Source organism: Streptomyces sp. NPDC102274 (assembly GCF_044766385.1).
In the GTDB taxonomy this organism is placed as follows: Bacteria; Actinomycetota; Actinomycetes; order Streptomycetales; family Streptomycetaceae; genus Streptomyces.
Map to the genome: position 1 here is coordinate 165,085 of NZ_JBIWLW010000011.1, position 23,292 is coordinate 188,376.

At 71.6% G+C, this 23,292-nt stretch carries 22 protein-coding genes; 8 read left to right on the forward strand and 14 right to left on the reverse strand.

Features of this window, described 5'->3' with window-relative positions:
- Positions 1-128 precede the first annotated feature (128 nt).
- Together ACIRQP_RS17705 and ACIRQP_RS17710 are read left to right on the forward strand one after the other, a co-directional pair.
- On the forward strand, positions 129-392 hold the full coding sequence (locus tag ACIRQP_RS17705) for a hypothetical protein (RefSeq protein WP_403890390.1): 264 nt from the start codon (positions 129-131) through the stop codon (positions 390-392).
- 72 nt (positions 393-464) lie between these two features.
- Positions 465-1,382 (forward strand): ArsR/SmtB family transcription factor, encoded by a 918-nt coding sequence (locus ACIRQP_RS17710; protein WP_403890393.1) that lies wholly within the window; start codon positions 465-467, stop codon positions 1,380-1,382.
- A gap of 167 nt (positions 1,383-1,549) precedes the next feature.
- Here ACIRQP_RS17710 and ACIRQP_RS17715 read toward each other — a convergent pair whose 3' ends face one another.
- Entirely contained in the window at positions 1,550-2,239 is a 690-nt protein-coding gene (locus tag ACIRQP_RS17715; protein ID WP_403890396.1) for an HAD family hydrolase, read from the reverse strand.
- A 234-nt stretch (positions 2,240-2,473) separates the two neighbouring features.
- A complete protein-coding gene (locus ACIRQP_RS17720) occupies positions 2,474-3,838 on the reverse strand; it encodes a hypothetical protein (RefSeq protein WP_403890399.1) in 1,365 nt (454 codons plus the stop codon).
- A 486-nt stretch (positions 3,839-4,324) separates the two neighbouring features.
- Here ACIRQP_RS17720 and ACIRQP_RS17725 point away from each other — a divergent pair, with 486 nt between their 5' ends.
- A complete protein-coding gene (locus tag ACIRQP_RS17725; protein ID WP_403890401.1) occupies positions 4,325-5,113 on the forward strand; it encodes an SAM-dependent methyltransferase in 789 nt (262 codons plus the stop codon).
- Positions 5,114-5,268: 155 nt separating this feature from the next.
- Here ACIRQP_RS17725 and ACIRQP_RS17730 read toward each other — a convergent pair whose 3' ends face one another.
- Positions 5,269-6,147, reverse strand: coding sequence for an alpha/beta fold hydrolase (locus tag ACIRQP_RS17730; RefSeq protein WP_403890403.1), 879 nt, complete (start codon positions 6,145-6,147; stop codon positions 5,269-5,271).
- Between the two features lie 155 nt (positions 6,148-6,302).
- Here ACIRQP_RS17730 and ACIRQP_RS17735 point away from each other — a divergent pair, with 155 nt between their 5' ends.
- A complete protein-coding gene (locus tag ACIRQP_RS17735; protein WP_403890406.1) occupies positions 6,303-8,333 on the forward strand; it encodes a BTAD domain-containing putative transcriptional regulator in 2,031 nt (676 codons plus the stop codon).
- A 277-nt stretch (positions 8,334-8,610) separates the two neighbouring features.
- On the forward strand, positions 8,611-9,669 hold the full coding sequence (locus ACIRQP_RS17740; protein ID WP_403890409.1) for a lactonase family protein: 1,059 nt from the start codon (positions 8,611-8,613) through the stop codon (positions 9,667-9,669).
- A gap of 158 nt (positions 9,670-9,827) precedes the next feature.
- On the opposite strand, the gene ACIRQP_RS17745 is transcribed toward ACIRQP_RS17740, so the two are convergent.
- The 5 genes from ACIRQP_RS17745 to ACIRQP_RS17765 all read right to left on the reverse strand — a co-directional run bounded on the left by ACIRQP_RS17745 (position 9,828) and on the right by ACIRQP_RS17765 (position 14,971).
- Positions 9,828-10,748, reverse strand: coding sequence for a sirohydrochlorin chelatase (locus tag ACIRQP_RS17745; RefSeq protein WP_403890412.1), 921 nt, complete (start codon positions 10,746-10,748; stop codon positions 9,828-9,830).
- Positions 10,749-10,843: 95 nt separating this feature from the next.
- Positions 10,844-11,836: an N-acetylglucosamine kinase gene (locus tag ACIRQP_RS17750; RefSeq protein WP_403890415.1), complete on the reverse strand. Its 993-nt coding sequence runs from the start codon at positions 11,834-11,836 to the stop codon at positions 10,844-10,846.
- Between the two features lie 99 nt (positions 11,837-11,935).
- A complete protein-coding gene (locus tag ACIRQP_RS17755; protein ID WP_403890417.1) occupies positions 11,936-12,613 on the reverse strand; it encodes a uracil-DNA glycosylase in 678 nt (225 codons plus the stop codon).
- A gap of 97 nt (positions 12,614-12,710) precedes the next feature.
- The gene (locus tag ACIRQP_RS17760) at positions 12,711-13,799 is read right to left on the reverse strand and encodes a WD40/YVTN/BNR-like repeat-containing protein (protein WP_403890420.1); all 1,089 of its coding nucleotides are present in this window, start codon (positions 13,797-13,799) and stop codon (positions 12,711-12,713) included.
- Between the two features lie 92 nt (positions 13,800-13,891).
- A complete protein-coding gene (locus ACIRQP_RS17765; RefSeq protein WP_403890423.1) occupies positions 13,892-14,971 on the reverse strand; it encodes an NADH:flavin oxidoreductase/NADH oxidase in 1,080 nt (359 codons plus the stop codon).
- Between the two features lie 180 nt (positions 14,972-15,151).
- Between ACIRQP_RS17765 and ACIRQP_RS17770 the strand changes: the two genes are divergently transcribed.
- Both ACIRQP_RS17770 and ACIRQP_RS17775 read left to right on the forward strand, forming a co-directional pair.
- Positions 15,152-15,520, forward strand: a complete 369-nt coding sequence (locus tag ACIRQP_RS17770; protein WP_403890426.1) for an ArsR/SmtB family transcription factor — start codon at positions 15,152-15,154, stop codon at positions 15,518-15,520.
- 170 nt (positions 15,521-15,690) lie between these two features.
- Entirely contained in the window at positions 15,691-16,665 is a 975-nt protein-coding gene (locus ACIRQP_RS17775) for a DUF6214 family protein (RefSeq protein ID WP_403890429.1), read from the forward strand.
- Positions 16,666-16,711: 46 nt separating this feature from the next.
- Here the strand turns inward: ACIRQP_RS17775 and ACIRQP_RS17780 are convergent, their stop codons facing one another.
- Positions 16,712-17,380, reverse strand: coding sequence for a DUF305 domain-containing protein (locus tag ACIRQP_RS17780; protein WP_403890432.1), 669 nt, complete (start codon positions 17,378-17,380; stop codon positions 16,712-16,714).
- A 177-nt stretch (positions 17,381-17,557) separates the two neighbouring features.
- Here ACIRQP_RS17780 and ACIRQP_RS17785 point away from each other — a divergent pair, with 177 nt between their 5' ends.
- Positions 17,558-19,054: an LVIVD repeat-containing protein gene (locus tag ACIRQP_RS17785; protein ID WP_403890434.1), complete on the forward strand. Its 1,497-nt coding sequence runs from the start codon at positions 17,558-17,560 to the stop codon at positions 19,052-19,054.
- On the opposite strand, the gene ACIRQP_RS17790 is transcribed toward ACIRQP_RS17785, so the two are convergent.
- From ACIRQP_RS17790 to ACIRQP_RS17810, 5 genes are all read right to left on the reverse strand, one after another.
- Entirely contained in the window at positions 19,030-19,683 is a 654-nt protein-coding gene (locus ACIRQP_RS17790) for a TetR/AcrR family transcriptional regulator (protein WP_403890437.1), read from the reverse strand. The genes ACIRQP_RS17785 and ACIRQP_RS17790 overlap by 25 nt on opposite strands.
- A gap of 215 nt (positions 19,684-19,898) precedes the next feature.
- Positions 19,899-20,609 carry an HAD family hydrolase gene (locus tag ACIRQP_RS17795; protein ID WP_403890440.1) on the reverse strand — a complete coding sequence of 237 codons (711 nt, stop codon included), beginning with the start codon at positions 20,607-20,609 and terminating at the stop codon, positions 19,899-19,901.
- 19 nt (positions 20,610-20,628) lie between these two features.
- Positions 20,629-21,339 carry a phosphatase PAP2 family protein gene (locus ACIRQP_RS17800; RefSeq protein ID WP_403890443.1) on the reverse strand — a complete coding sequence of 237 codons (711 nt, stop codon included), beginning with the start codon at positions 21,337-21,339 and terminating at the stop codon, positions 20,629-20,631.
- A 68-nt stretch (positions 21,340-21,407) separates the two neighbouring features.
- Positions 21,408-22,343, reverse strand: coding sequence for a M56 family metallopeptidase (locus tag ACIRQP_RS17805; RefSeq protein WP_403890446.1), 936 nt, complete (start codon positions 22,341-22,343; stop codon positions 21,408-21,410).
- Positions 22,344-22,544: 201 nt separating this feature from the next.
- On the reverse strand, positions 22,545-23,129 hold the full coding sequence (locus ACIRQP_RS17810; protein ID WP_403890450.1) for a DUF5134 domain-containing protein: 585 nt from the start codon (positions 23,127-23,129) through the stop codon (positions 22,545-22,547).
- Positions 23,130-23,292 lie beyond the last annotated feature (163 nt).

Here is a 23,292-nt window from a genome sequence, read left to right on the forward strand (position 1 = left end):
TGATGGTGGTGCAGGTCCCACCCCGGTCCGGGTACGCGGTGTACTGACCTGAACCCTGGCGACCGACACGATGGAGGCAGACGGCGCGGCTCGACCGCGATACGACGGGCACGAGTGGGAGCACTTCCATGGCGGACACAGCCCAGAGGACAGCCATCGGCGGCACGCGCGCCGGTCGTGACCCCGGCCCGGAGCGGCGGCGGCGCGGACCGCGGCGGACCACGGTCAGGGCGGTGCTCGCCGCTCTCGTCGTCGTACCGGCGGTGCTCGGTATGGCCGCGTGCGAAGGGCCGGAGAACGCCAAGAGCCGCGGAGACGCGTGCGAGAAGATCCTCGCCAAGTCCCTGAACTTCTCCGACTCGAAGGACCCGGAGACGGCACTTGCGAGTTGAAACGGTGGGAGCGGCTCGTCGCCGGTGAATCCGAGTCCGGGTCGACAGTGCGCACGCATCCTGCGGGGGAGTATGCGTCGCATATATTTTACGCCTGAGAGCCTGTCGCAAACCAGAGTTCTTCCGCAGGTCGATCAAGTACGCGAGTCTCTCTTCGCCCTGGAGGAACTGAGCCTGGGCGGCGGCGGACCGGTGTTCAAGCCATGGCGCAAGAAGCTGGGCAACTCCGGCAATATCCGCGCCCTGGTGAGGCTCGCCCAAGTGGTCCGTCCCATCCCGGACATCGACCAAGTAGTGCGAAGGCTGGGACTTGACGCGCGTAGCGCCACGGAGGACGGCGGCCTCGTGGAGCTGTCCGACTCCCGGGAGAGACCCCAGGTCGTCCAGGATCTCGAGGAGTTCCACCGCATCGCGATAGCCCCGTACTGGAAAGCCATCTCCAAACGGCTGCACGCCGATCGCACCGCGCGCGGTCAGATCATGCTCAGTGACGGAGTCGGCAAACTGCTCTCCACCCTCCATCCGGCCATCCGCTGGGACGCCCCGATCCTCGAAGTCCCGGGGAACGGCGACGACTTGAAGCTGGAGTCGGGCGGCCTCGCGCTGGCGCCCTCACTCTTCCTCGCGGGTCGGCCCCCGGTGCTCTCCGGCGGCGGATCCGACGGGCGCCCGGTGACGTTGATCTACCCCACCCGGGCCAACCCCGAATGGGCCGACTCGCTGTGGGAATCCAAGGGCGGCACCGACCACGCCCTGCACGCGCTGGTGGGGCGTACGCGCGCGTCGGTCCTGGAGGCCGTCACCAGCAGCTGCACCACCACCGAGGTCGGCGAGAGCGTCGGGATCTCCTCGGCGGCGGCCAGCCAGCACACTTCGGTCCTGCGCACGGCCGGTCTGATCACCACCCTGCGTACCTTCAACAAGGTGCAGCACACCATCACCCCGCTCGGCGTCGCGCTGCTCAACGGCGATATGGCGGACCGGAGCTGAGACCCGAGGCCCGGGTCGGTGGTGCCGGTTCGGTGCGTCGGCCGACGGCGCGCAGTCCGCCAGGCGATCAACGGGACCAGCAGGACCAGCAGGACCAGCGGAGTCGGCGAAGGCAGTGGGACCAGCGGAATCAGCGGAGTCGGCGAAGGCAGTGGGGTCAGCGGGCCTTACTCCCCGACGATCCACGCGTACGCGGCCTGCGCCGTGAACTCGCTCTGTCCGCCGGGGAAGAGCAGCCCCGCCGTACCGAACGCCGGATCGAGCGGCGCGCCGGGCGCGGGGGCACAGGGGACCGCGACACATCGCATCCCGGCGGCCCGCGCGGCCGTCACACCGGGCGAGGCGTCCTCAAGCACCACGCAGCGGGCGGGTTCGGCTCCCAGCCGACGCGCCGCCTCCAGGAAGACATCCGGCTCCGGCTTGCCGCGCGCGACCTCCTCGGCCGAAACAGTCGTGGCGAAATACCCGTCGAGTCCGGTGACGGCGAGCGCCAGATCGATGGCAACCCCGGACGATCCGGACGCCACGGCCATGGGTACGCCCTCGGTGTGCAGCCGTTCCACCAGCTTCCGCATCTGCGGGAACGCCTCCGTCGAGGTGCGCACCCGCTCCAGATAGAGCCGGTTCTTCTCGGCGAGCAGGGTGTCCACCGGCACGTCGATCCCGTACTCCGCGCGCAGCGCCTCCAGCGTCTCGCGGGTGCCGATCCCGATGAACCGGCTGTGGTGCTCCCAGCTGTAGCCGGACACTCCGTACTGGGCCAGGAGCAGCCGTCCGGCCTCGTAGTAATGGGGCTCGCTGTCGATGAGTGTTCCGTCGAGATCGAAGATGACCGCAAGTGTTGGGGAAGTGCTCATACGCTCCAGCATGCCAAGCGCTCCGTCGGCGTCGCTCACCGACGGCCCGGCCCACCGACTCGACCAGCGGCAGCAGCCGGTGATCACTCTCTCGCGTTCCAGCCAGTCCGTCCGGCCTGGAGCGTCCCCCGGACGGTCCCCAGGATGCGGGTGTCGTGTGCGTCCATCGTCGTCGTCCGCCGCCGGCCCGCTGCCGTCGGCGGTGTACGGCCCGCGCCTGTACCAATGGCCCCGTTACGTGGGACCGGCCTGGGCCATCAGCCCGGGGCCTTCGGGCGACGAGGGCGAAGGCAAGCTGATCCCCTCGGTCACTTCGCTGCCGCCGCCGCCGCTGCCGTCGGCGTCGCCGTCTCCGCCGCCGGGGTCACGGTCGTCCAGCGTGATGGTGACGGTGGCGCCCGTGGCGGCGAGGGTGTCCAGACCGGTGCCGATGCGTTCGTACAGGGTGGTGGCCAGCGCCCAGTCACCATCACCCGCGTCCGTGGTCTGCCCGGTGGTGAACAGGGAGATCAGCACGGCGATCAGCGAGCGGCCGGACAGCGCGGCGGCGATCCGGTCGTCGCCCCGGTCGGTGATCCGCGGAGGCATCCGGAAGTGGGAGTGACGGCCCGCCTGGCCGGTGATGAACTCCCAGATGTCGCGGTGGCAGACCAGGGACGCCGACGACACCCGGGCGGCGCGCTTCAGCAGCTCACCGTGCTCCTCGGTCACGGGGGTCACGGGGGTCACGGAGATCGCTGAAGTCGCGGGGTTCGCTGAAGTCGCGGGATGCGCGGGATGCGCGGGAATCACGGGATTCATGGGCGCTACCTGTCGCGCGGGGTCCCGGTCCGTGTGCCGCGACTCCTCCGCGTCGTCCATGCGGGAGGTCAGCGCGGTGATGTCCGCACGGACCGCCGCCAGCTCGCCACGGGTCTCTTCGAGGTGCTCCAGCAACGGGCCGAACTCCTGGCGCAGCACGCCCAGGAGTGAGGGCGTCACCCGTTCCGTCAGCCCTGGCCAGGACCCCTCCGACAGGATGCTCCCGGGGAGTACCGAAGGCTCGGACAGCGCTCCGTGCTCGGGCGGCGGCGAAGATTCGGGCGACAGCTCGGGTGAGAGCTCGGGCGCTGCCGACGGCTCGGGCGGCCCCGAGAGTACGGTCCGGGCGTCGTCCTCCTCGCGCTGGCTGGGAACGCTCGGCATACCCGGAACCCCGGGCATACCGGCCACACCCGGCGCCCCGGGCGGCAACAATGGTCCGCCGGGCGTCCCGAAGGGCAGGGACGGGTCACCGGCCGACCCGGGGCGGAGACCCTCGACCGCCTCCTTCACCTGCTGGACCTCGTCCTGCAGGATCTCCACCGCGGTCTCGACGGTCTGCCCCAGCTCGTCCCTGCCGCGCGCCAGGCCCTCCCTCGTCTCCCGGAGCTCCGTACGCAGCTCATTCAGCCCGGAGGCGATGGCCTCCTGGGTGGCCCGGTGCGCCTCGTCGCCCGCCATCCGGAGCCGGTCGAACCCCTCGGCGAGGGACGCCCGCAGCTCCCTGCGCGTGTCGGTCAGCGAGTTGTGCAGCATGCTCAGCAGGGTGTGGGAGCCGTCGTCCTTGTTCCGGGCCAACACTGTTCCTCGTCTCTACGGTAAGTAGTCACCTGATCTCTGGCAGTACTCACCCCGGGTGAAACCTCGGGGACGGCGATAACCGACGCGCGATCACTCTTCGGAGTGGTTGTGCGGTGGACCCGGAGTGGTTGAGGCCGGTGTGATTGTGTGCCGGGAGTTCGGCCCCCGTCCGCCGGTCTCCCGTCTGTCAGGAGCCGGCCGGCCCGATGCCGATCCTGGCCACCAGGGGTGCGACGACAACAGGGTCGTACCTCAGCCACGCCGCCGCGATCTGTGCCCGGCTGACGCCGCGGTTCCGGCCGGCCGTCGGGGTGAGTCGCCGGGCGGGGGCCGAGCGGGACCAGCCAACTCGCCCCGCACAAAGGTATATCGCGATGGAGAGCCGCCAACTTCGTCCCATAGGCTGTCAGTTCGCCCGCACACACGCGCGGGTACCGCACCATCCGTCCCTATCTCCGCCACCCCTCATACAGGAGCGTCCCCGTGACGGTCGGCAGGCCCAAGCCCCAAATCGACACGAGTAAGCCGCACCCGGCTCGTGTCTATGACTATTTTCTTGGTGGCAAGGACCACTACCCCGTCGACCGTGAGATGGCGGAGAAACTGGCTTCGGGCGCGCAGCGCGGCGCCCAGATCAACCGGGAGTTCATGCACCGCGCGGTAGCCTGGGCGGCTCGCGAGGGTATCGATCAGTACCTCGACATCGGTACGGGTATCCCCACCGAACCGAATCTGCACCAGGTCGTGCAGGGGATCGTCCCGGCGTCCCGGATCGTCTACACCGACAACGACCCGATTGTTCTACGCCACGCGGAGGCTCTGCTCGTCAGCGGTCCGCAGGGGGCCACCGACTACCTGGAGGCGGATGTCCGCCGGCCGGAGGAGATCCTCGAACACGCCCGTGCGTTCCTGGATTTCAGCCGTCCCGTGGCCCTGTCGCTCATCGCGCTGCTGCACTTCGTCCCGGACGAGGACGACCCGTACGGCATCGCCCGCACCCTGGTGGACGCGCTCCCCTCCGGCAGCGTCCTGATCGTGTCGCACGGCACCGCCGATTTCCTCGATCCCGAGCAGGCGAGCAAAGTCACCGGGACGTACCGGAAGGGCGGCATCTCCCTGTGCCCCCGCAACCGTGCCGAGGTGGAGCGGTTCTTCGAGGGGACCGACCTCCTGGACCCGGGCCTGGTCAGGGCGCCCGAGTGGTACCGGGACACGGCGGCGCCGGAGCGCGAGGAGAGCGGCTTCTACGTCGGAGTGGCGCGCGTGCGGTAGCGCCGCCGTGCCCGCCGTGCCCGGCAGTCGGCAGCCGGGCACGGCGGCACCGTTTTCCGGCGGCACCCTTCGGCGGCCCCGTGCCCCCGTGCCCCCGCTCGTCGACGGCATCTCGCCGCCCGGCCGAGGGCGCCGTCGTCCCGGCCCTCGCCTCCTCAGCGGGCGAGCAGGTCGCGCAGGGCCTCGGCGATGTCGGCGGGGGCTTCCTCGGCCATGAAGTGGCCGTAGGTGACGGAGACATGGCGCAGATCGGCGGCCCACGCCCGCCACAGGGCCTGGGCGTCGTAGCCGAGGGCCGCGCCCCAGTCCTGCTGGAGGGCGGCGACCGGCATCCGCAGCCGGTTGCCCGCGTCCCGGTCCGCACGGTCGTGGTCGACGTCGGCGCCCGCGGAGGCGCGGTAGTCGGCGACGATCGAGGGCACCGCGGCGCGGCAGGCGTCCAGATACGCGGCGCGGATGTCAGCGGGGATCGCCCGCGGGTCCTTGGTCCAGCTGTCCAGGAAGTGGCCGAAGAAGGCGTCCGCGCAGGCGGTGATCATCTGCTCGGGCAGGCCCGGCGGCTGGGCCATCAGATAGAGGTGGAAGCCGACGGCCGCGGTGGTGCCGTGCATCACCTCCCACATGTCCAGGGTCGGCAGCACATCGAGGCAGGCCAGGTGGGTGATCACCGAGGGGTGGTCGAGTGCGGCGCGGAAGGCGACCAGCGCGCCCCGGTCGTGCCCGGCCAGCGCGAAGCGCTCATGCCCCAGCTCGCGGGCGAGGGCGACGATGTCGGCGGCCATGGTGCGCTTGGAGTAGGTGGCGCCGCCGGCCTCGGCCGGTTTGTCGCTGGCACCGTAGCCGCGCAGGTCGGGGCAGATCACGGTGTGGTCGGCCGCGAGGTCGGCGGCGACGTGCCGCCACATCAGATGGGTCTGGGGGAAGCCGTGCAGCAGCACGACCGGACGGCCCGTGCCCGCGACGGCCGCGTTCAGTGACACGCCGTCGGCGACGGGAACGCGCCGGTAGTCGAAGCCGGCGATGGCAGGCGTCATGGTTCCGCCTCTTTCCGTGATCCGGTCGGCCGCGTTGACTCGGTCGACCGGTGTGAACAGGTGCCTTCAGCCTGCCGGGCGCGAATGAGCATCCGATCAGCGCGCTATAGCGTGGTCGGGGGCGAAGCCACGCCCGGGAGAAGGAGTGGTCACGGGTGCGGGTCCGGTTCGGGGTGCTGGGGCCGGTGACGGCCTGGGACGGTGCCGGGGGCGCGATCGCGCTGAAGGGGCCGCGGCACCGCGCGGTGCTGGCCCGGCTGATCGTCGCCCGCCGCCGCGTCGTCCCGGTCACCCGCCTGGTCGAGGATCTGTGGGCGGATCCGCCCCCGGGCGCGGTGGGGGCCGTACGCACCTTCGTGGCCGCGCTGCGCCGCGCGCTGGAGCCGGAGCGCCCGCCCCGTACCCCGGCCCGGCTGCTGGTCACGGAGGGGCCGGGGTACGCGCTGCGCGCGGATTCGGACGGGGTGGACGCCTGGCGCTTCGAGCGGGCGGTGACCGCCGCCGCGACGCTGCCGCCCAGGGACGCGCTGGCGCGGCTGGAAGAGGCGCTGGGGTGGTGGCGAGGGCCCGCGTACGCGGAGTTCGCCGACGCGGCCTGGGCCCGCGCCGAGCGCTCCCGGCTGGCCGAGCTGCGGCTGCACGCCGTCGAGCGGCGGGCCGAGGCCCTGTTGTCCCTGGGACTGGCGGCCGAGGCGGTGCCGGATCTGGACGCGCATGTCGCCGAACACCCTTGGCGCGAGGACGCCTGGCGGCTGCTGGCACTCGCGCTCTACCGGACCGGCCGACAGGGCGACGCGCTCGCGGTGCTACGCCGGGCACGCGCGCTTCTGGTGGAGCAGCTGGGCGTGGACCCGGGCCCGGGGCTGCGCCGTCTGGAAGCGGACATCCTCGCCCACGCCCCTCACCTCGCCCCCTCGGCCGGGCCGGGCGGCCCCGGGGACGGGGCGGCGGGACAGGTGTGGGCGCGGGCGGCAGCCGCCTACGACCGTACCGTCGCCTCCGGTGCCCGTGCCCGCCTGGAGTCGACGGTGGGCCTGCTGCGCGGTCTCGCGGTGACCGGGGGCGGTGGCCTGGAGGCGGCCCGCCTGCACCGGATGGCGGCCATCGCGGCGGCGGAGGAGCTGGGCGACCCGGCCCTGACCGCCCGGGTGATCGGCGCGTACGACGTCCCCGCGATCTGGACGCGCGCGGACGACCCGGAGCAGTCGGCGACCGTCGTGGCCGCGGCCGAGCGCACCCTGACCGCGCTCCCTCCTGGCGGCCACGAGGGGGCGCGGGCCCGGCTGCTCACCACGATCGCGCTGGAGTCGCGCGGCACCCCGCCCCATGCCCCTCGTCGAGCGGGGAGCACCCGCACGGTACGCGGCCTCCGGGCCGCCCGGCAGGCGGAGCTGATCGCACGCCGCCTGGACGATCCCGCACTGCTGGCCTTCGCGCTCAACGGCGTGTTCATGCAGACCTTCCACCGCGCGGGTCTGGCCCCGCGCCGGGACGAAATCGGCGCCGAACTGGTCGCGCTGGCCGCCCGCCACGATCTGGTCACCTACGAGGTCCTCGGACACCTCATCCGCCTCCAGGCGCGTGGCGCGCTCGCCGACTTCCCGGGAGCCGACGGGCACGCCGCCGCAGCCGACCGGCTGGCCGAGCGCCATGAGCTGCCGCTCGTGGGCGTCTTCACCCAGTGGTACCGCGCGCTGCGGCTCGCCGAGACCGGCCGGGCGCCGACGGCCGAGGTGGAGGCGGCCTATCGGGACGCCGCGGCGCGCCTCGACGGAGCCGGCATGCCCGGCCTGGAACGCGGCCTGCTGCCGCTCGCGCTGCTGTGTCTGCGGGCGCGGCACGGCCGGCCGGCCCCGACCGACGAGCACATCGACTGGGGACCGTACGAGCCATGGGCCCGCCCGCTGGTGCTGCTCGCCCAGGACCGCCGCGACGCGGCCGTGACAGCACTGCGCGAGAGCCAGGACCCGCCCCCCGACCTGCTGTTCGAGGCCCTGTGGTGTCTCACCGCGCGGGCGGCCGTCGCCCTCGGAGACCGGGAGACCATGCGGCGCGCGCACCGCGAACTGACCCCGGCGGCAGCGGAGTTGGCGGGAGCGGGCAGCGGCCTGCTCAGCCTCGGCCCGGTCGCGCGGTACCTCGACGAGCTCGCCGGCGCGGGAGCGGCCGGTCAGGAGGGACGGTGAGCCGGGCGGGACGGCGTCGTTGACCGGCCGTGGCCGTAGCCCGTAGCCCATAGCCCGTAGCCCGTAGCCGTGCCGTCGTCCCCGTCTGAGCTGCCGGAGAAGGGCCCGGAGCAGGCCCGGAACGGGTCCACCGGGCCGGCTGATCGGTCGAGACCCCCTGCTACCGTCGGCCCCGGACGCCGGGGGAGCGGTGGCCTGCGCGGTCCTGGGACGGGACCAGCCGACGCGACCAGCCGACGCGACCGGGCGAAGAGATCAGCCGAAGAGGGGACAGACAGTGAGCGGCAGGAACGACGGACGGGCCTTCATCGGATCGTTCACCTCCGCGGGGGGCCGCGGGATCACCGCCGTCACCGTGGACCCGGAGACGGGAGCGCTGACGGAGCGCGGAGTCACCGACGCCGTCGCCAATCCGTCCTATCTCGCGCCCGCCCCGGACGGATCCGTGCTCTACGCGGTCTCCGAGACCGGGGAAGGCGCGGCGGCGGCGTTCAGGACAGCGGCGGCGGAGGCCGGGGACGGGGCGCCGCGGCTGCTGGCGGAGCCCGTACCGGTCGGCGGCGCCGACCCCACCCATCTCACCCTCACCGCCGGGCATCTGCTGACCGCCAACTACAGTTCCGGCAGCGTCACGGTGCTGCCCGTCGGCGCCGACGGCGCTCCCCGGCCGGCGAGCGGCGTGACCAGCCACGAGGGCTCCGGGCCGCACCCGGACCGCCAGCGCGGACCCCACGCGCACCAGGTGCTGACCGATCCGACCGGCCGGTGGATCCTCACCACCGACCTCGGCACCGACTCCGTCCGGATCAGCACCCTCGACGCCGGCGTCGGCGAGCTGGTACCGCACACCGAGATCCCGCTGCGCCCCGGCTCCGGACCGCGCCATCTCGCCTTCCATCCGGGCGGCGGCCACGCGTATGTGCTCAACGAGCTGGAGCCGACGCTCACCCTCTGCCTCTGGGACGCCGAGCGGGGGCAGCTCGAACCGGTCGGCGAAGTCCCTGTCCTGCCCGACGGCGTGGATGCCGAGGGCTTCGGCTCCGAGGTGGTCGTGTCCCACGACGGACGGTTCGTCTGGGCGGCGGTCCGCGGCCACGACAGCATCGCCGTCCTCGCGCTCGACGCGACATACGAGAAGGCCGAACTGGTCACCACGGTGGACTGCGGCGGGCGCTGGCCGCGCGATCTCGCGCTGGACCCGACGGGCGGTCGTCTCTATGCCGCGAATGAGCACTCCGGCGATGTGACCTGGTTCGACGTTGATCCGGAGACGGGCATTCCGGTGCGCGCCGGTTCCCTGGCGGCCCCCGCCGCCTCCTGCGTGGTCTTCGGCTGACCGACCGGCACGAGCGAATCCACCCGTACGGGCGGACTCGGTCGTACGGACGCGGAAGGGCCCGCGCCGGAGAGATCCGGGGCGGGCCCTTTCCATGGGTACGGGCGGGCTGTGCTCCCGTACTCAGGGGCGTGCGGCGCGTGGCCGGTACGGGTGGGTCAGTGCGTCGGTGTCCCCTGCGGCTGTGCGGGGATGCCCAGCGCCGCCGTGTACTTCGACAGCACCAGTTTCCCGATCGCCGGGTACGCGCCCAGCGGCTCGGCGGCGGCACAGTCCGCCTCCTTGAGCGCCGCTTCGAGCAGGCCCTCGGGCAGCTCGGGGCCGACCAGATACGGGGCGAGCGCGAGCTGGGTCGAACCGGCCTCGCGCAGCTCCTGGGCCACGGCCGGGATCGAGCCCTCCTCGTCCAGCGCGGCGGCCATGACCGGTACGGCGAGGCGCGCGGCCAGCAGCATTCCGGTGATCCCCGCGGTCTGCACCGCTTCCTTGCCCCCCACTGTGGCCAGGATGATCCCGTCGGCCGCCGTGGCGACCGTGAAGAGCCTGGCGCGGTCGGCGCGGGCCAGACCGGCCTCCGACAGGCGTACGTGCAGACCTTCGGCGAGCAGCGGATGCGGACCGAGGACATCGGTCAGCTCCGCGGTGGCGCCGCTGTCCGCGATGGCCTGACCTATCCGCGTGACCAGCCCACTGTCCGGTCCCGCGAGCAGCGGTACGACGACGGCGGCCGGACCCTCGGGCTCCGCCACCTCGCGGCCCGCCGCCTTCGCCAGCTCATAGCGCTCGATACGCAGCGCGGCGGTCCCGGCCAGGACGCTCTGCAGCGTGGGGTACTCGGAGTCGTCGCCGTCCAGGAAGCCGATGACGGCGTCGAGGCCGGGCAGCTCGGAGCGGGCGATACTGACGACCTCTTCGGCCAGACCGCGGACGGCGGCCGAGGGCGTGCCGGGCACGGCGACGACAAGTGCGGCCGCACCTTCGGGAGCCGCGACCGGTTCGGGGCGGCGGTGGCGCCCCGACTGACGGGGTCGCGGCATTCGTACAGGCAGGCCGGATGCGGGCCCAGTGGGGGTGCTCATGGCGTCGAATGCTACTGGTTTTGTGGGCGCGGCTGTTCGGGGAGGGGGCGGTCGCGAACCATCTGTCCCTATTTATCCGTTAGGTGTTTTTCTGCTCATCCATCCTGTTCTGTCAGGACGTTCAGCAGGCGCGCGTCGTGCGGCAGCCGGAGCGCGTCCGTGGCGAGCGCCCCCGCGATGAGCAGCGCCCCGCCGAGCGGATCGGCCGCGGCGGACACGGTCGTGGCGTGCGGCAGTTGACCGGCCAGCTCGGCGCGCAGGGGGACGAGCAGTGGGTCGCCGAGGCCGAACAGCCCTCCCGTGAGGGCGACTTCGCACGCACCCGACGGTGGGCAGACCGCCGCGGCGGCCTCCGCGATATACCGCGCGGCCGTCGAGACGATGCTCTCCGCGATCGGATCGCCGGCCGCGCAACGGGCCACCTCCGGCGCGAACGAGGCGAGTACCGCGGGCCGGTCGGTACGCGGATAGAGCAGTCCGGGCAGCCCGGGAGCGGGCCCGAAAACCGCTTCCATTCTGGACAGCAGTGCGGGCGATCCACCGCGCCGTCCGTCGTATGCCCGCATGGCCGCTTCCAGTCCCGCCCGGCCGATCCAGGCGCCGCCGCCGCAGTCACCCAGCAAATGACCCCAGCCGTCCGCGCGCTGCCAGCGGGTCAGATCCGTGCCCAGGGCGATCATGCCCGTACCGGCCGCGACGACCGCGCCGGGACGCTGGCCGAGCGCTCCCGCGTACGCGGTGACCGCGTCCGCCGCGAGCGCCAGCCGCCGCACACCGAGGGAGCGCTCCAGCGCCGCGGGCAGCACGGCACGCAGTCCGTCGCCGAGCGTCGCCATCCCGGCGGCGCCGATCGCGACGGCGGACAGGTCGCCCGGACCCGCGTCCGCGTCCACCAGCAGGGCGTCCACCGCGGGCAGGAGCCGGTCGAGCAACTGCCCGGCGTCGATACCCGAGGGGCCCGTGCGCATCGGCTCGGTGGAGGCGGTGGTCGCGACCGTCGTCACGCCCGCCGACCCGTCGGAAGCGGTCGAGCCGAGCGCGAACCGCAGCCCCGAGCCGCCCGAGTCCACGCCCAGCACCCAGCTCATCGACACACCCAGCTCATGGACACACCCTGCTCATCGGCATACCCGGCTCATCGACGCACCGGGCTCATCGGCCCCAGCCGGCTCACGCGGGCGTCCGTCTCATGGCAGCTGCCAGTCCACCGGCTGCGCCCCCTGGCCGATCAGCAGGTCATTGGCCCGGCTGAACGGACGCGAGCCGAAGAAGCCGCGGTCCGCCGACATGGGGGAGGGATGGGCCGATTCGACGGCCGGGTAGTCCCCGAGCATCGGGCGGCAGTTACGGGCGTCACGCCCCCACAGGATGGAGACCATCGGCTTGCCGCGCGCGACCAGAGCGCGAATGGCCTGCTCGGTCACTTCCTCCCAGCCCTTGCCGCGGTGCGCGGCGGGCTTGCGGGGCGCTGTCGTGAGCGCCCTGTTGAGCAGCAGTACCCCCTGCCGCGTCCAGGGCGTCAGATCGCCGTTGGAGGGGCGCGGAAGCCCCAGATCCGTATGCGCCTCCCGGAAGATGTTCTCCAGACTGCCGGGCAGGGGCCGCACCTCGGGTGCCACCGAGAAGCTCAGCCCCACTGCGTGCCCGGGGGTCGGATACGGATCCTGTCCCACGATCAGGACCCGCACCTCGTCGAACGGCTGCTGGAAAGCACGCAGCACATTCGGTCCGGCCGGCAAGTACGTGCGCCCGGCGGCGATCTCCATACGCAGGAAGTCACCCATCTCGGCGATGCGTCCGGCCACGGGGCCCAGCGCATCCGCCCATCCGGGCTCGACGATTTCGTTCAACGGTCGTGCTGCCACGGGGTGCCACTCTACTGGTGCGCGCGGCGCGCTTCCGCACACACTCGTGAACCCGCCACCGGCGGACGGCATTTGCCCGGCCCGGTCTCCACCGGGCTCACCCGGGCAGGGTGACCGCGCGGACACAGAGCACATCCGGCAGATGCGAGGCGAGCAGCGCCCAGCTGTCCCCGTCGTCCGCGCTCGCGTACACCTCGCCGTTGCGGTTGCCGAAGTACACCCCGGCCGGATCGGAGCCGTCCGTACACATCGCGTCACGGAGCACCGTGCCGAAATGGTCCCCCTCGGGCAGCCCGGCCGACAGCGGCTCCCAGTCGCCGCCCGCGTTCTCCGTACGGAACACCCGGCAGCGGCGCTCGGCGGGGACGCGGTCCGCGTCGGCGCTGATCGGGAACACATAGGCCACATCCGCGTGGTGCGGATGCGCGGCGACCGCGAAGCCGAAGTCGGACGGCAGACCCGCGCCGATGTCGCTCCACCGGGCGCCCGCGTCATCACTGCGGAACACACCCCAGTGGTTCTGCAGATACAGCCGGTCGGGATCGGCCGCGTCCTGCGCGATCTTGTGGACGCACTGGCCGAACTCCGGATAGGGATCGGGCAGGAAGACCGCCGACACCCCCCGGTTGGACGGCGCCCAGCTCCCGCCGCCGTCCCGCGAGCGGAACACCCCGGCCGTGGACACCGCGACCGTCACCGCGTCCGGATCCCGTCGGTCCGTCACCACCGTGTGCACGGCCTCACCGCCGCCGCCCGGCACCCAGCGCGACCGGGTCGGGTGCTCCCACAGCGGCCGGACCAGCTCGAAGGTCTCGCCGCCGTCGTCGGACCGGAACAGAGCGGCGGGTTCCGTCCCCGCGTACACCACGTCCGGGGCCTCGGGGCAGGCCGGATGCAGCTGCCAGACCCGCTCCAGGGAGGCGCCCGTGTCTTTGGGGAAGCGCACCGCCGGTCTCGTCGGCTCCGTCCAGCTCGCCCCGAGATCGTCCGAGTGGAACACGGACGGGCCCCAGTGCGCGCTGTCGCCGCCGACCAGCAGCCGCGGCACCGCTCGGCGCGTATCGATACCGATCGAGTAGACCGCCTGCGCGTTGAACCACGGGCCGTCGAAATCCCAGCGGCCGCCACGCTTGCGGCCGATGAAGAGCCCCTTGCGGGTGCCCACCGTGAGCAGTACGTCGGACATCGCCGATACCTCCAGGACGCCGTTGTCTCGGGATACGGGTCAGTCTGCACCCGACCACTGACAACGGCTCCTGTAGTGAGCGTTCGCGCAGGTCAGACGGCCCGGTGGTACTGCTGCGGGGTGTGTACGCGCCCGCCCAGCTCACCGGCGGCGCGGCGGGCCCAGGACGGGTCGCGCAGCAGCTCCCTGCCGAGCAGTACGGCATCGGCCTCACCGTTGGCGACGATCTTCTCGGCCTGCTCGGGCCGAGTGATCAGACCGACCGCCGCGACGGGCAGCCGCGTCTCCGCCCGGACCCGGGCCGCGAAAGGCACCTGGTAGCCGGGACCGACCGGAATACGGACGTCCGCGGCGTTGCCGCCACTGGACACATCGAGCAGATCCACGCCGTGCGCCAGCAACTCGTCCGCGAGGCGCACCGTGTCGTCGACGGTCCAGCCCCCCTCGTCCAGCCAGTCGGTGGCGGAGATCCGGAAGAAGAGCGGCAGCTCGTCGGGCCACTCGGCGCGTACGGCGTCCACGACCTCCAGGCCGAACCTCGCGCGGTTCTCGAACGAGCCACCATAGGTGTCCGTGCGCCGGTTGCTGTGCGGGGAGAGGAACTCCCCGATCAGATAGCCGTGCGCGCCATGCACCTCGACAATCCGGAAACCGGCCTCCCTGGCCCGCCGCGCCGCCGCCGCGAACTGTCCGACGATCTCCTTGATCTGCTCCACGGTCAGTTCGGCGGGCAGCAGATGGCCCTCCGCGAAGGGCACCGCGCTCGGCGCCAGCGGCTGCCATCCATGGGCCTCGGTGCCGACGGGACCGCCACCGTTCCACGGCCGGTCGGTCGACGCCTTCCGCCCGGCGTGAGCGAGCTGAATGCCGGCGACGGTGCCCTGCGAGGCGAGGAAGCGGGTGATCCGGCGGAACGCCTCGACCTGCGTGTCGTTCCAGATCCCGAGATCGGCGGGGCTGATACGGCCCTCCGGGCTGACGGCCGTGGCCTCGACGAGGATGAGTCCGGTGCCGCCGGCGGCGCGCGCCGCGAGATGGGAGAAGTGCCAGTCGTTCGGTACACCGGCGTCCGGGCCGGTCTCGTCCGCGGAGTACTGGCACATGGGAGCCATCCAGACCCGGTTGGGGATGGTCAGGGACCGCAGGGTGTACGGCTCGAACAGTGCGCTCACGGCGGACTCCATTCGGAACGTGCGGGATCGGTACGTGGCCGACGGGCCGCCGCCTCGGTGCGAGACCCGCCAACGCTTCGTACGGTACCCATCGTAGTAAGGCGAATGTCAAACTACGATAAGTCTCGTACAATGAGATCTCACTCGATGAGATCTCGTCGATGAAGCGCGAAGAACGCGATGAAGTGGAGCCCCGCCGTGACCGCCGCGACCAGCACACGTGAACTCGCTCATCCCTCGTGCGCCGAGATTCGTCTGGAGGGCGTGCTCCACGCGCTCTCCGACCCCCTGCGGCTGCGGATCGTCCGCGAGCTGGCCGTGGCGGACGACGAGCTGTCCTGTTCGCACTTCGAGCTGCCCGTCAGTAAATCCACCACCACCCACCACTTCCGGGTGCTGCGCGAGAGCGGCGTGATCGAGCAGAACTACCGGGGGACGGCCAAGATGAGCGGACTGCGCAGGGAGGATCTGGACCGTCTCTTCCCCGGCCTGCTCGACAGCGTTCTGGGCGCCGCCACCGCGCAGGCGGCCCGGCTCGGTGGCGGCTGATCCCGAGATCGTCGCGGTTGATCCCGAGGTCGTTCACGGCTGGTTCCGAGGTCGTTCGCGGTTGATCCGGAGCCCGGTCATGGCTGATCCGATGAGCCGACAGGGTGCCGTACGCCTCGGCACGTGCGCGCCATGACAACCAGGGTGGATTGCCTGATTAAGTTGTGAATGTGTCGGAACATAAATTGATTTCCGCCCAGGAACCTCATGAGCACGACGCGTACCCATGGCCCGTCTGGGAAGTGCAGGGGCACGGCACCGTCACCGGCGCCGGGGACCCCCGGGACGGCGCCGCGCGGCGCGAGATCCTGCCCCCCTGGGTCGATATCAGGCTGACCTTCGCGGACGGCGCGCGCATCGATGTGCTCGCGGTGGTACGTGACGGGCGGATCGCCATCGAGGACGCGCAGGCCGACCCGCCGCTCGCCCTGGACGGTTTCGCCGCGCTCGCCGAGGCGATCGAGGCGCCGCTCCACAACGCCTGTCAGGTGGTCGCCGACCGACACCGGCCGCCCGCGCCCCAGCCCGTCGACGGCGTGGTTCCCGCCGACGCCCCGGTCACTCCGCTCGCCGCTGACCACGGCGGGGGACCGCAGCCGCTGCCGGAGAGGTCGGTGGCACCGGGGGAGACCGAGCCCGGGTTCGAGCCCCCGTCCGCGGCTGAATCCGGCCCGGCACCCGAATCCGGGCCCACCCACGCGGCAGGGCCTGTCCACGCGCCAGGGCCCGCGCCCGCGTACAGCCCCGCCGCGCCCGCGTACGAACCCGCGCCGCGGCCCGCGCCGCTCATGGCGGAAGGGCCGGCCGAGCAGCCGGCCGAACGGCCCCGCGAGGAGCCGGTGCCGGACCCCGCCCCGGCGCCGGCCGCGCAGCCGGAGCCCGAGCCGACGGCCGCGCAGACGGCCGCACCGGAAGCCCCGCGGGAACAGGACCAGTCCGGCCGGCACCGGGCCCGTCCGTCCCTCCCGCGCGGCAGCGCCGCCCGGCGGGGCGTCGCCGAGATCTACCGCGCCGCCCAGCAGGCCGGCCAGGACCCGGTGCTCGCCGTGATGTCCGCCACCGGGTTCAGCCGCCGCAAGGCGCTGAAGCTGATCGCGGGCGCCCGCGACGAAGGTCATCTGACCCCTCGTCACCACCGGCGCTGACCAGCGGCGTTGGCACCGTCAGCGACCTCATGCACGGTTTATCGCCTTACATGGCGCGCATACGGTTCATCTCGGACGTCTGCTGCGAGATGACATCGTTCGCCATCTCCCCGACCTGGACGTTGTTGCCCTCCGAGAGCGCCTCGGTGGCCATGGTGATCGCTCCCTGGTGGTGAGTGATCATCAGTTTGAGGAACAGCTCGTCGAAGGCCTTGCCCTTCGCCGCCCGCAACTGCGTCAGTTGGGCCTCGGTGGCCATTCCGGGCATCGTGCCGTGGTCATGGCCCTCGTGTTTCTTCGCCCCGCCGTTGTTCTTCAGCCAGGCTTCCATCATGCCGATCTCGGGCTTCTGCGCGTCGGCGATCCGTGACGCGAGCCGCTTCACCTGATCCGAGTCCGCCCGTTCCGGCACGAGCTCGGTCATGTCCAGCGCCTGCCCATGATGCACGATCATCATCTGCGCATAGGTGAAGTCAGCGGAGTTGGGGGTGTTGTCCGGCGCCGCCTTCAACGCCTCCTCGGCGGAGAGCGTCTTCGCGGGCTCGCCCGGCTTTCCGGGCGCCACTACCCCAGCGCCCTTGTCCGCGTTGGTCTTTGCCGCGTCCGTACCCTTGTCGCCGCCCGATTCGCAGGCTCCCAGGGCGAGTACGGCGGCGGCGACGGCCGCCGCGGCGACGGTCCGGCGAGTACGCGGGCTCCGGTGGCGGATCAACACGGCGACCTCCTACGGCACATGGTGTGGTGGACATTTCCTAGCACGCTTCCGGCCACCCGTGATCAAAAACTTTCATTACATCTCCGTTGCCATCTGTTGCCATGTACATGTGAGGGACGATACTGCCCAGGTCCGTGACCCGTTCATCTCTGAACGGGGATACACAGGGAGGACGCAGTGAGTTCGTTGCACACCACCCGAGTGCGGCGCAGACGTCTGGGCGTGGCAGCAGCCGCGGCCGGGCTCTTCGCCACGCTGCTCGCAGCCGGTCCGGCGGTCGCCACACCCGACCCCGGTGACCGTCAGGCCAAGGAGGAGATCTCCAGCAGCCAGGCCGCCGAGGTGAAGTCGGCCATCCAGAACGGTGAGATACCCGGCGTGGACGAGATCGTCCACAGCCCCAACATCAGTCATCTCGCCAATGTGCCCAAAGACCTGATCAAGGGGACCAATTCGGACCTCGCGTTCCAGGGCAAGTACGCCTTCTCGGGCAACTATGACGGTTTCCGGATCTTCGACATCAGCAACCCGAAGTCCCCCAAGACCGTCTCGCAGGTGCTCTGTCCCGGATCGCAGAACGACGTGTCGGTCTCCGGCGATCTCCTCTTCCTCTCCACCGACTCCTCGCGCAGCGACAACTCGTGCACCAGCACGACGCAGCCCGCCACGGAGAAGTCGTCCTGGGAGGGCATGAAGATCTTCGACATCAGCGACAAGCGGAACCCCAAGTATGTCGCCGCTGTCGAGACCGCGTGCGGTTCACACACCCACACGCTGGTGCCGGAGCGCAAGGACGTCTACGTCTACGTCTCGTCGTACTCGCCCAGCGCGTCCTTCCCGGACTGCCAGCCGCCGCATGACGGTATCTCCGTCATCAAGGTGCCGCGGAAGTCCCCTGAGAAGGCCGCGATCGTGAACTTCCCGGTTCTCTTCCCCCAGGGCGGAAACCCGGGAGGGCCCACCAACCCGGGCGTCTCGTCGACCACCGGTTGCCACGACATCACGGTGCTGCCCTCGAAGGACCTGGCCGCCGGAGCCTGCATGGGTGACGGCATCCTGTTCGACATCAAGGACCCCGAGCACCCCAAGGTGATCGACCAGGTCCAGGACAATGTCAACTTCGCCTTCTGGCACTCGGCCACCTTCAACCAGGAGGCCAACAAGGTCGTCTTCACCGACGAGTTGGGCGGCGGTGGCTCCGCCACCTGCAACGCCGAGATCGGTCCGAACAGGGGCGCCGACGGCATCTACGACATCGTCGGCAAGGGTGACAAGCGCGAGCTGGTCTTCCGCAGCTACTACAAGATCCCTCGCTACCAGGCGGACACCGAGAACTGCGTCGCCCACAACGGCTCGCTGATCCCGGTCAAGGGCCGCGACATCATGGTCCAGTCCTGGTACCAGGGTGGAGTCTCGGTCTGGGACTTCACCAACTCCTCGAAGCCGAAGGAGATCGCGTACTTCGAGCGCGGTCCGATCTCGGCCGAGACCATGGTCGGCGGAGGCACCTGGTCCGCCTACTACTACAACGGCTACATCTACTCGAACGACATGGTCAAGGGCTTCGATGTGCTCAGGCTCGACGACCGCCTGACCGACCCCGCGAAGCGGGTGCGGATGTCCGAGCTCAACGTGCAGACGCAGCCGGACTACTTCGACCGCTCCGGCCACTGAAGGATCATGTCCTGACTCGTTCCGCCGGGCGGGCTGCCGCCCGGCGGAACGCCGAGCTCCCACTCCAGCCCGTAGCGCTGGAACAGTTCGGCGCGCAGCCGCGGCAGCGGCATCGGCGCGCCCGGCATCAGTACGGCGAAGACCGCGCCCATCAACAGGGCGCGCAGCAGCGGATAGTCGCTCTCCGGGTCCTGTGAGCCGTACCGTTCCACCGTCTCCCGGAGCAGCCCCGCGAGCCGCTGCTGTTCCGGGCACTGCACGAACCCCTCGGCCTGCAGGATGCCGGCCATATGCGTCCGCATCAGGACGGGACTGTCCTCGGTGAGCCCGAGAATGGCGTCGATCGCCCGTGCCAGCAGCTCCGGGCCGTCGTCCGTGGCCGGTTCGCGCTCCAGGGCCGCCTGGAGCGTGCGGTGCATCAGCCGGTGCACGGCGGACTGCAGCAGCTGTCGCTTCCCCGGGAAGTAGTACGAGACGAGACCGCGCGCGGAACCCGCCCGGTCGGCGATGTCGGCGAGCGTCGTGGCCTCGTAACCGCGTTCGGCGACCAACTCCACTGTCGCCTGCAGCAATCGCTCCCGGGAACGCCGACGGAGCTCTTCATTGACCGATGCGCTCCGCGGGGACATGCTTTACTCCTGCGTTGACTGGCTCTAAGCCAATATACTCAGTGCGTCCCGTCGCAGACCCTTCCGGGCCTGGTCAGCGGGGCTTCCGCCTGCCTTGGGCGACGCGGGGGATCGTCCAAGGCAGGTGGCTTCGGCATGCCCGGACGGCGCGCCGGTGCCCGTTTCGAGCCTCGGGGCCGCCCGTTTGGGGCTTTGTTCGCGGCTCTTTTACGGGTCTATCGCAACGGTCCCCGGCTCGCCAGAGCGATAACGGGCCGCAGTCCAGACAGGCGCTCCTCGACCGGCAGATGGTCCACGAAATGGACCGAGCAGCCCAACTCCGCGGCTCCGCCGTCCGCCCGGCGGTCGTCGCCGACCATCAGCACATCGTGCGGATCCTGCCCCAACTGCTCGCAGGCGGTCCGGAAGAGCCGGGGGTCGGGCTTCTGGATGCCGTGCTCGTACGAGAGCACATACGCGTCGACGAACGCGTCCAGGCCGTGGGCGCGGAAGACCGGCCGCAGATCCCAGCCGATATTGCTCACCACCGCGATCCCGACGCCCTCGCGCCGCAGCGTGCCGAGCACCTCGGCGGCGTCGGTGTACGGACGCCAGGCGTCCGGCGTCATATGACGGTCGTAGAGCGCGTCGTACAGGACCGGGCTGGGCAGCTTCACCTGCCGGGCGAGCCCGGTGTACGCCGCGCGGTGCCGTTCGGCGCTCTCGTCGCGGGTGGCCCACAGTCCTGCCAGTTCCGGCGGTACCCGCTCCGGTGAGGAGCCACCGGGCAGCGCGCCCGCCACGGCCAGCCGCATCGCGTACCGGCGTACCTCGTCGGGGGGTACGGCGACGCCCGCCTCATCGAGCACGGCACGCAGCCAGGAACTCGCGGATTCGATTCGGAAGAGGGTTCCGGAGAAGTCGAAGAGCACACCCTTGAAGGTCATGCGTACGATCCTCGCCGGGTCACGGCTTCTTGGACAAGGTCACGCGCCCGTACACCGCGGCCGAGAACGCGACCAGACAGCCACCGAACAGCCATCCGCTGATTACGTCCGTACCCCAGTGCACCCCCAGCCACAGCCGGGTGAAGCCCGCTCCGGCCACCGATACGGCCCCGACGGCGACCGCCGTACGCCACGGCCACCCCCCGGCCCCGTGGCGGCGTACCAGCCACAGCAGCAGCCCGCAGGTCACCGCGGCGGTCATGGCGTGTCCGGAGGGGAACGCCGCGAAATCCGCGGAGTCGACCGGGTCGGGCCACCGCGGGCGCTCACGCCCGACCGCGGCCTTCACTCCCTGGGAGACGGCCGCGCCCACCGCCGCCGTCCCGGTCGTCCACAGCGCGAGCAGCCGCTCGTGCCGCAGCCACAGCGCGATCACGGCCACCGCGGTCAGCAGCCGCATCGTCCAGGGGTCCCAGACCCAGTCGGTGAGCACCCGGTTCACCCAGGTCGCGCCGGGCTCGTCCACCGCGCGGTGGTGCAACTCCTCGGCGACCCACCGGTCGAAGGAGAACAGCGGATCCCACTCCGCGACGACGAGGACGGTCAGCACCACGGAGAGGACGGCCAGCAGCGTGGCCACCGCGCCCGCTCCGGTGAGTCCGGTGAGTCCGGCGAGCGGGGGACGGGCCGGGGGCTGCGGCGAGGCCACGGGGGCCGAGGGCGAGGGCATGGGGTTGATCCTCGCGCACACGGCGCGCGGGCGGCTATCCGAGGGGGCGGGTTATCCGAGGGCGCGGGTTATCCGAGGGCGCGAAGAGCCGGTACGAACGCGACCAGCAGCGGCACCAGCGGCACCACGGCCGCTGCCGCGGTCAGCCGCAGCCGGCGTCCCGCGGTGAGCCGGGGTTCGGGCGACAGCAGCCGGTTCACCCGCTGTGGCAGCTGGGCGTCCGGGGCGGTGCCCGGCCCGAACACCCCCCGGTCCTCGTTCAGTTCGACCAGCGCGAGCGCGATCGTCAGCCGCCCGAAACGCCGCGAGGCGACATCGTCGGCGGCCAGCTCGACCAGCCGGTGCATCTCGTCGCGGAACGCCGCGAACACCGGCACCTGCGGGAATCCGTTCGCCAGCGCGCACGAGCAGTGCAGCAGCCAGTCGTGCCTGGCGCGCGCGTGGCCCTGCTCATGGGCGAGTACGGCGTCGAGCTGACGGCCCTTCAGGCGGCGCAGCGCGGCCGTGGTGATGACCAGTTGGGGTGCGGCGCCCGGCAGCCACCACGCGCCGGGACGCTCGCCCTCCAGGACCACGAGGGGCTCGTCGCGCGGCTCCTCGCCGGGCAGCACGGGGGAGCGTACGAGCAGTTCCTTGCGGCGCTGCCGACGGCGGCGGCGGGCCCGGTGGATCTCGCGGGTGAGCATCGCGGCCGTCCAGAGGCCACCGCCGGCCAGCAGCACGGCCAGCACGGCGGACCACGGACCGTGCGAACCGAAGGCGTAGGCCTCCACCACTCCGCGCGGGGCGGGCGCGAAGACATGGCCACGGACGAGGAGCCAGGAGGCGGCGGCGCTGAAGGTCATGGAGAGCGCGAAGCTCAGCAGCACGGCCGCCACGACGCACTGCCACACCCATAGCGCCACCACGGGCTCGCGCTCCGGCCAGTCGGCGCGCGACAGGAGCCGCGGGGCGACGACGGCGGCCAGCGCACCGAGCAGCAGCAGTGCCAGGGAGACCATCATGGTCACCAGGGTATGAGGGGCGCACTACTCAGGGATATGTCCTGACCTGGCAAGTGACCCACGACACGTTTCCGCGCGGGCGCCGCTGATCGTCCGGGATCGGCCGGACCGGCCGCGGCCGACCGGCCGTGACCGGCAGGGATGTGACCGACCGGCCGGGACCGGTCGGAACCGGCCGGAACCGACCGTGATCAGCTCCGATCAGAGCGTGAGCAGCATCGCCAGCGTCGCGATGCCCATGGAGAGCCGGCAGACCAGCGCCAGCTCCGGCCGCTCGCCCCAGCCCGCCAGGGCGGCACCGCCACTGCCCTCGGGGCCCGCGGTGGCCGGGACGGGCAGCAGCCGGGCGCCCGCCCACAGCACATACCCGGCGTAGTAGACCAGCAGCACACCGGTGATCAGCGGCGCCCCGCTCCCCGCGCCCGCCACCCCCTCGGTGTGCGCGCCGTGCGCCCCGGCCGGGGCGACGGCCATGGCCCCGGCCATGTAGACCATCGCGAGCATCCCCAGCAGATGGTGCAGCCGGTGCCCCGCCCCGCCGGCCCGGACGAGCGTATGGAGCGCCGCGCCGCAGAACACCACCACGTACCCCGCCCAGACCCACCGGGGCGGAGTCAGCACGGCGGCGGGCACCGCCATGGCCGCCATCCCGAACCCCATCAGAGCCTCGCCGCCCACCGAACCGCGCTGGTCGCCCACGCTGTCGCGCAACCGGAGCAGACAGTAGCTCCCGGCCGCCGCGCAGAGCGCGACGAGCAGCCAGCCGGACATCGCCGGTCCGTGCATCGCGACCTCCCCCGTCAACGGACTCGTCCAGGGAATGCCCGACGCCGACGATGCGCATACGAGCGCAGAGGGACACAGGGGGAGCGCACCGGGGGTCACGGGCCGGGCGGGGCACCGCCGTTCCGTTATTCGCATTTCAGTGGAAACGGAAAGCGTAAAGAAA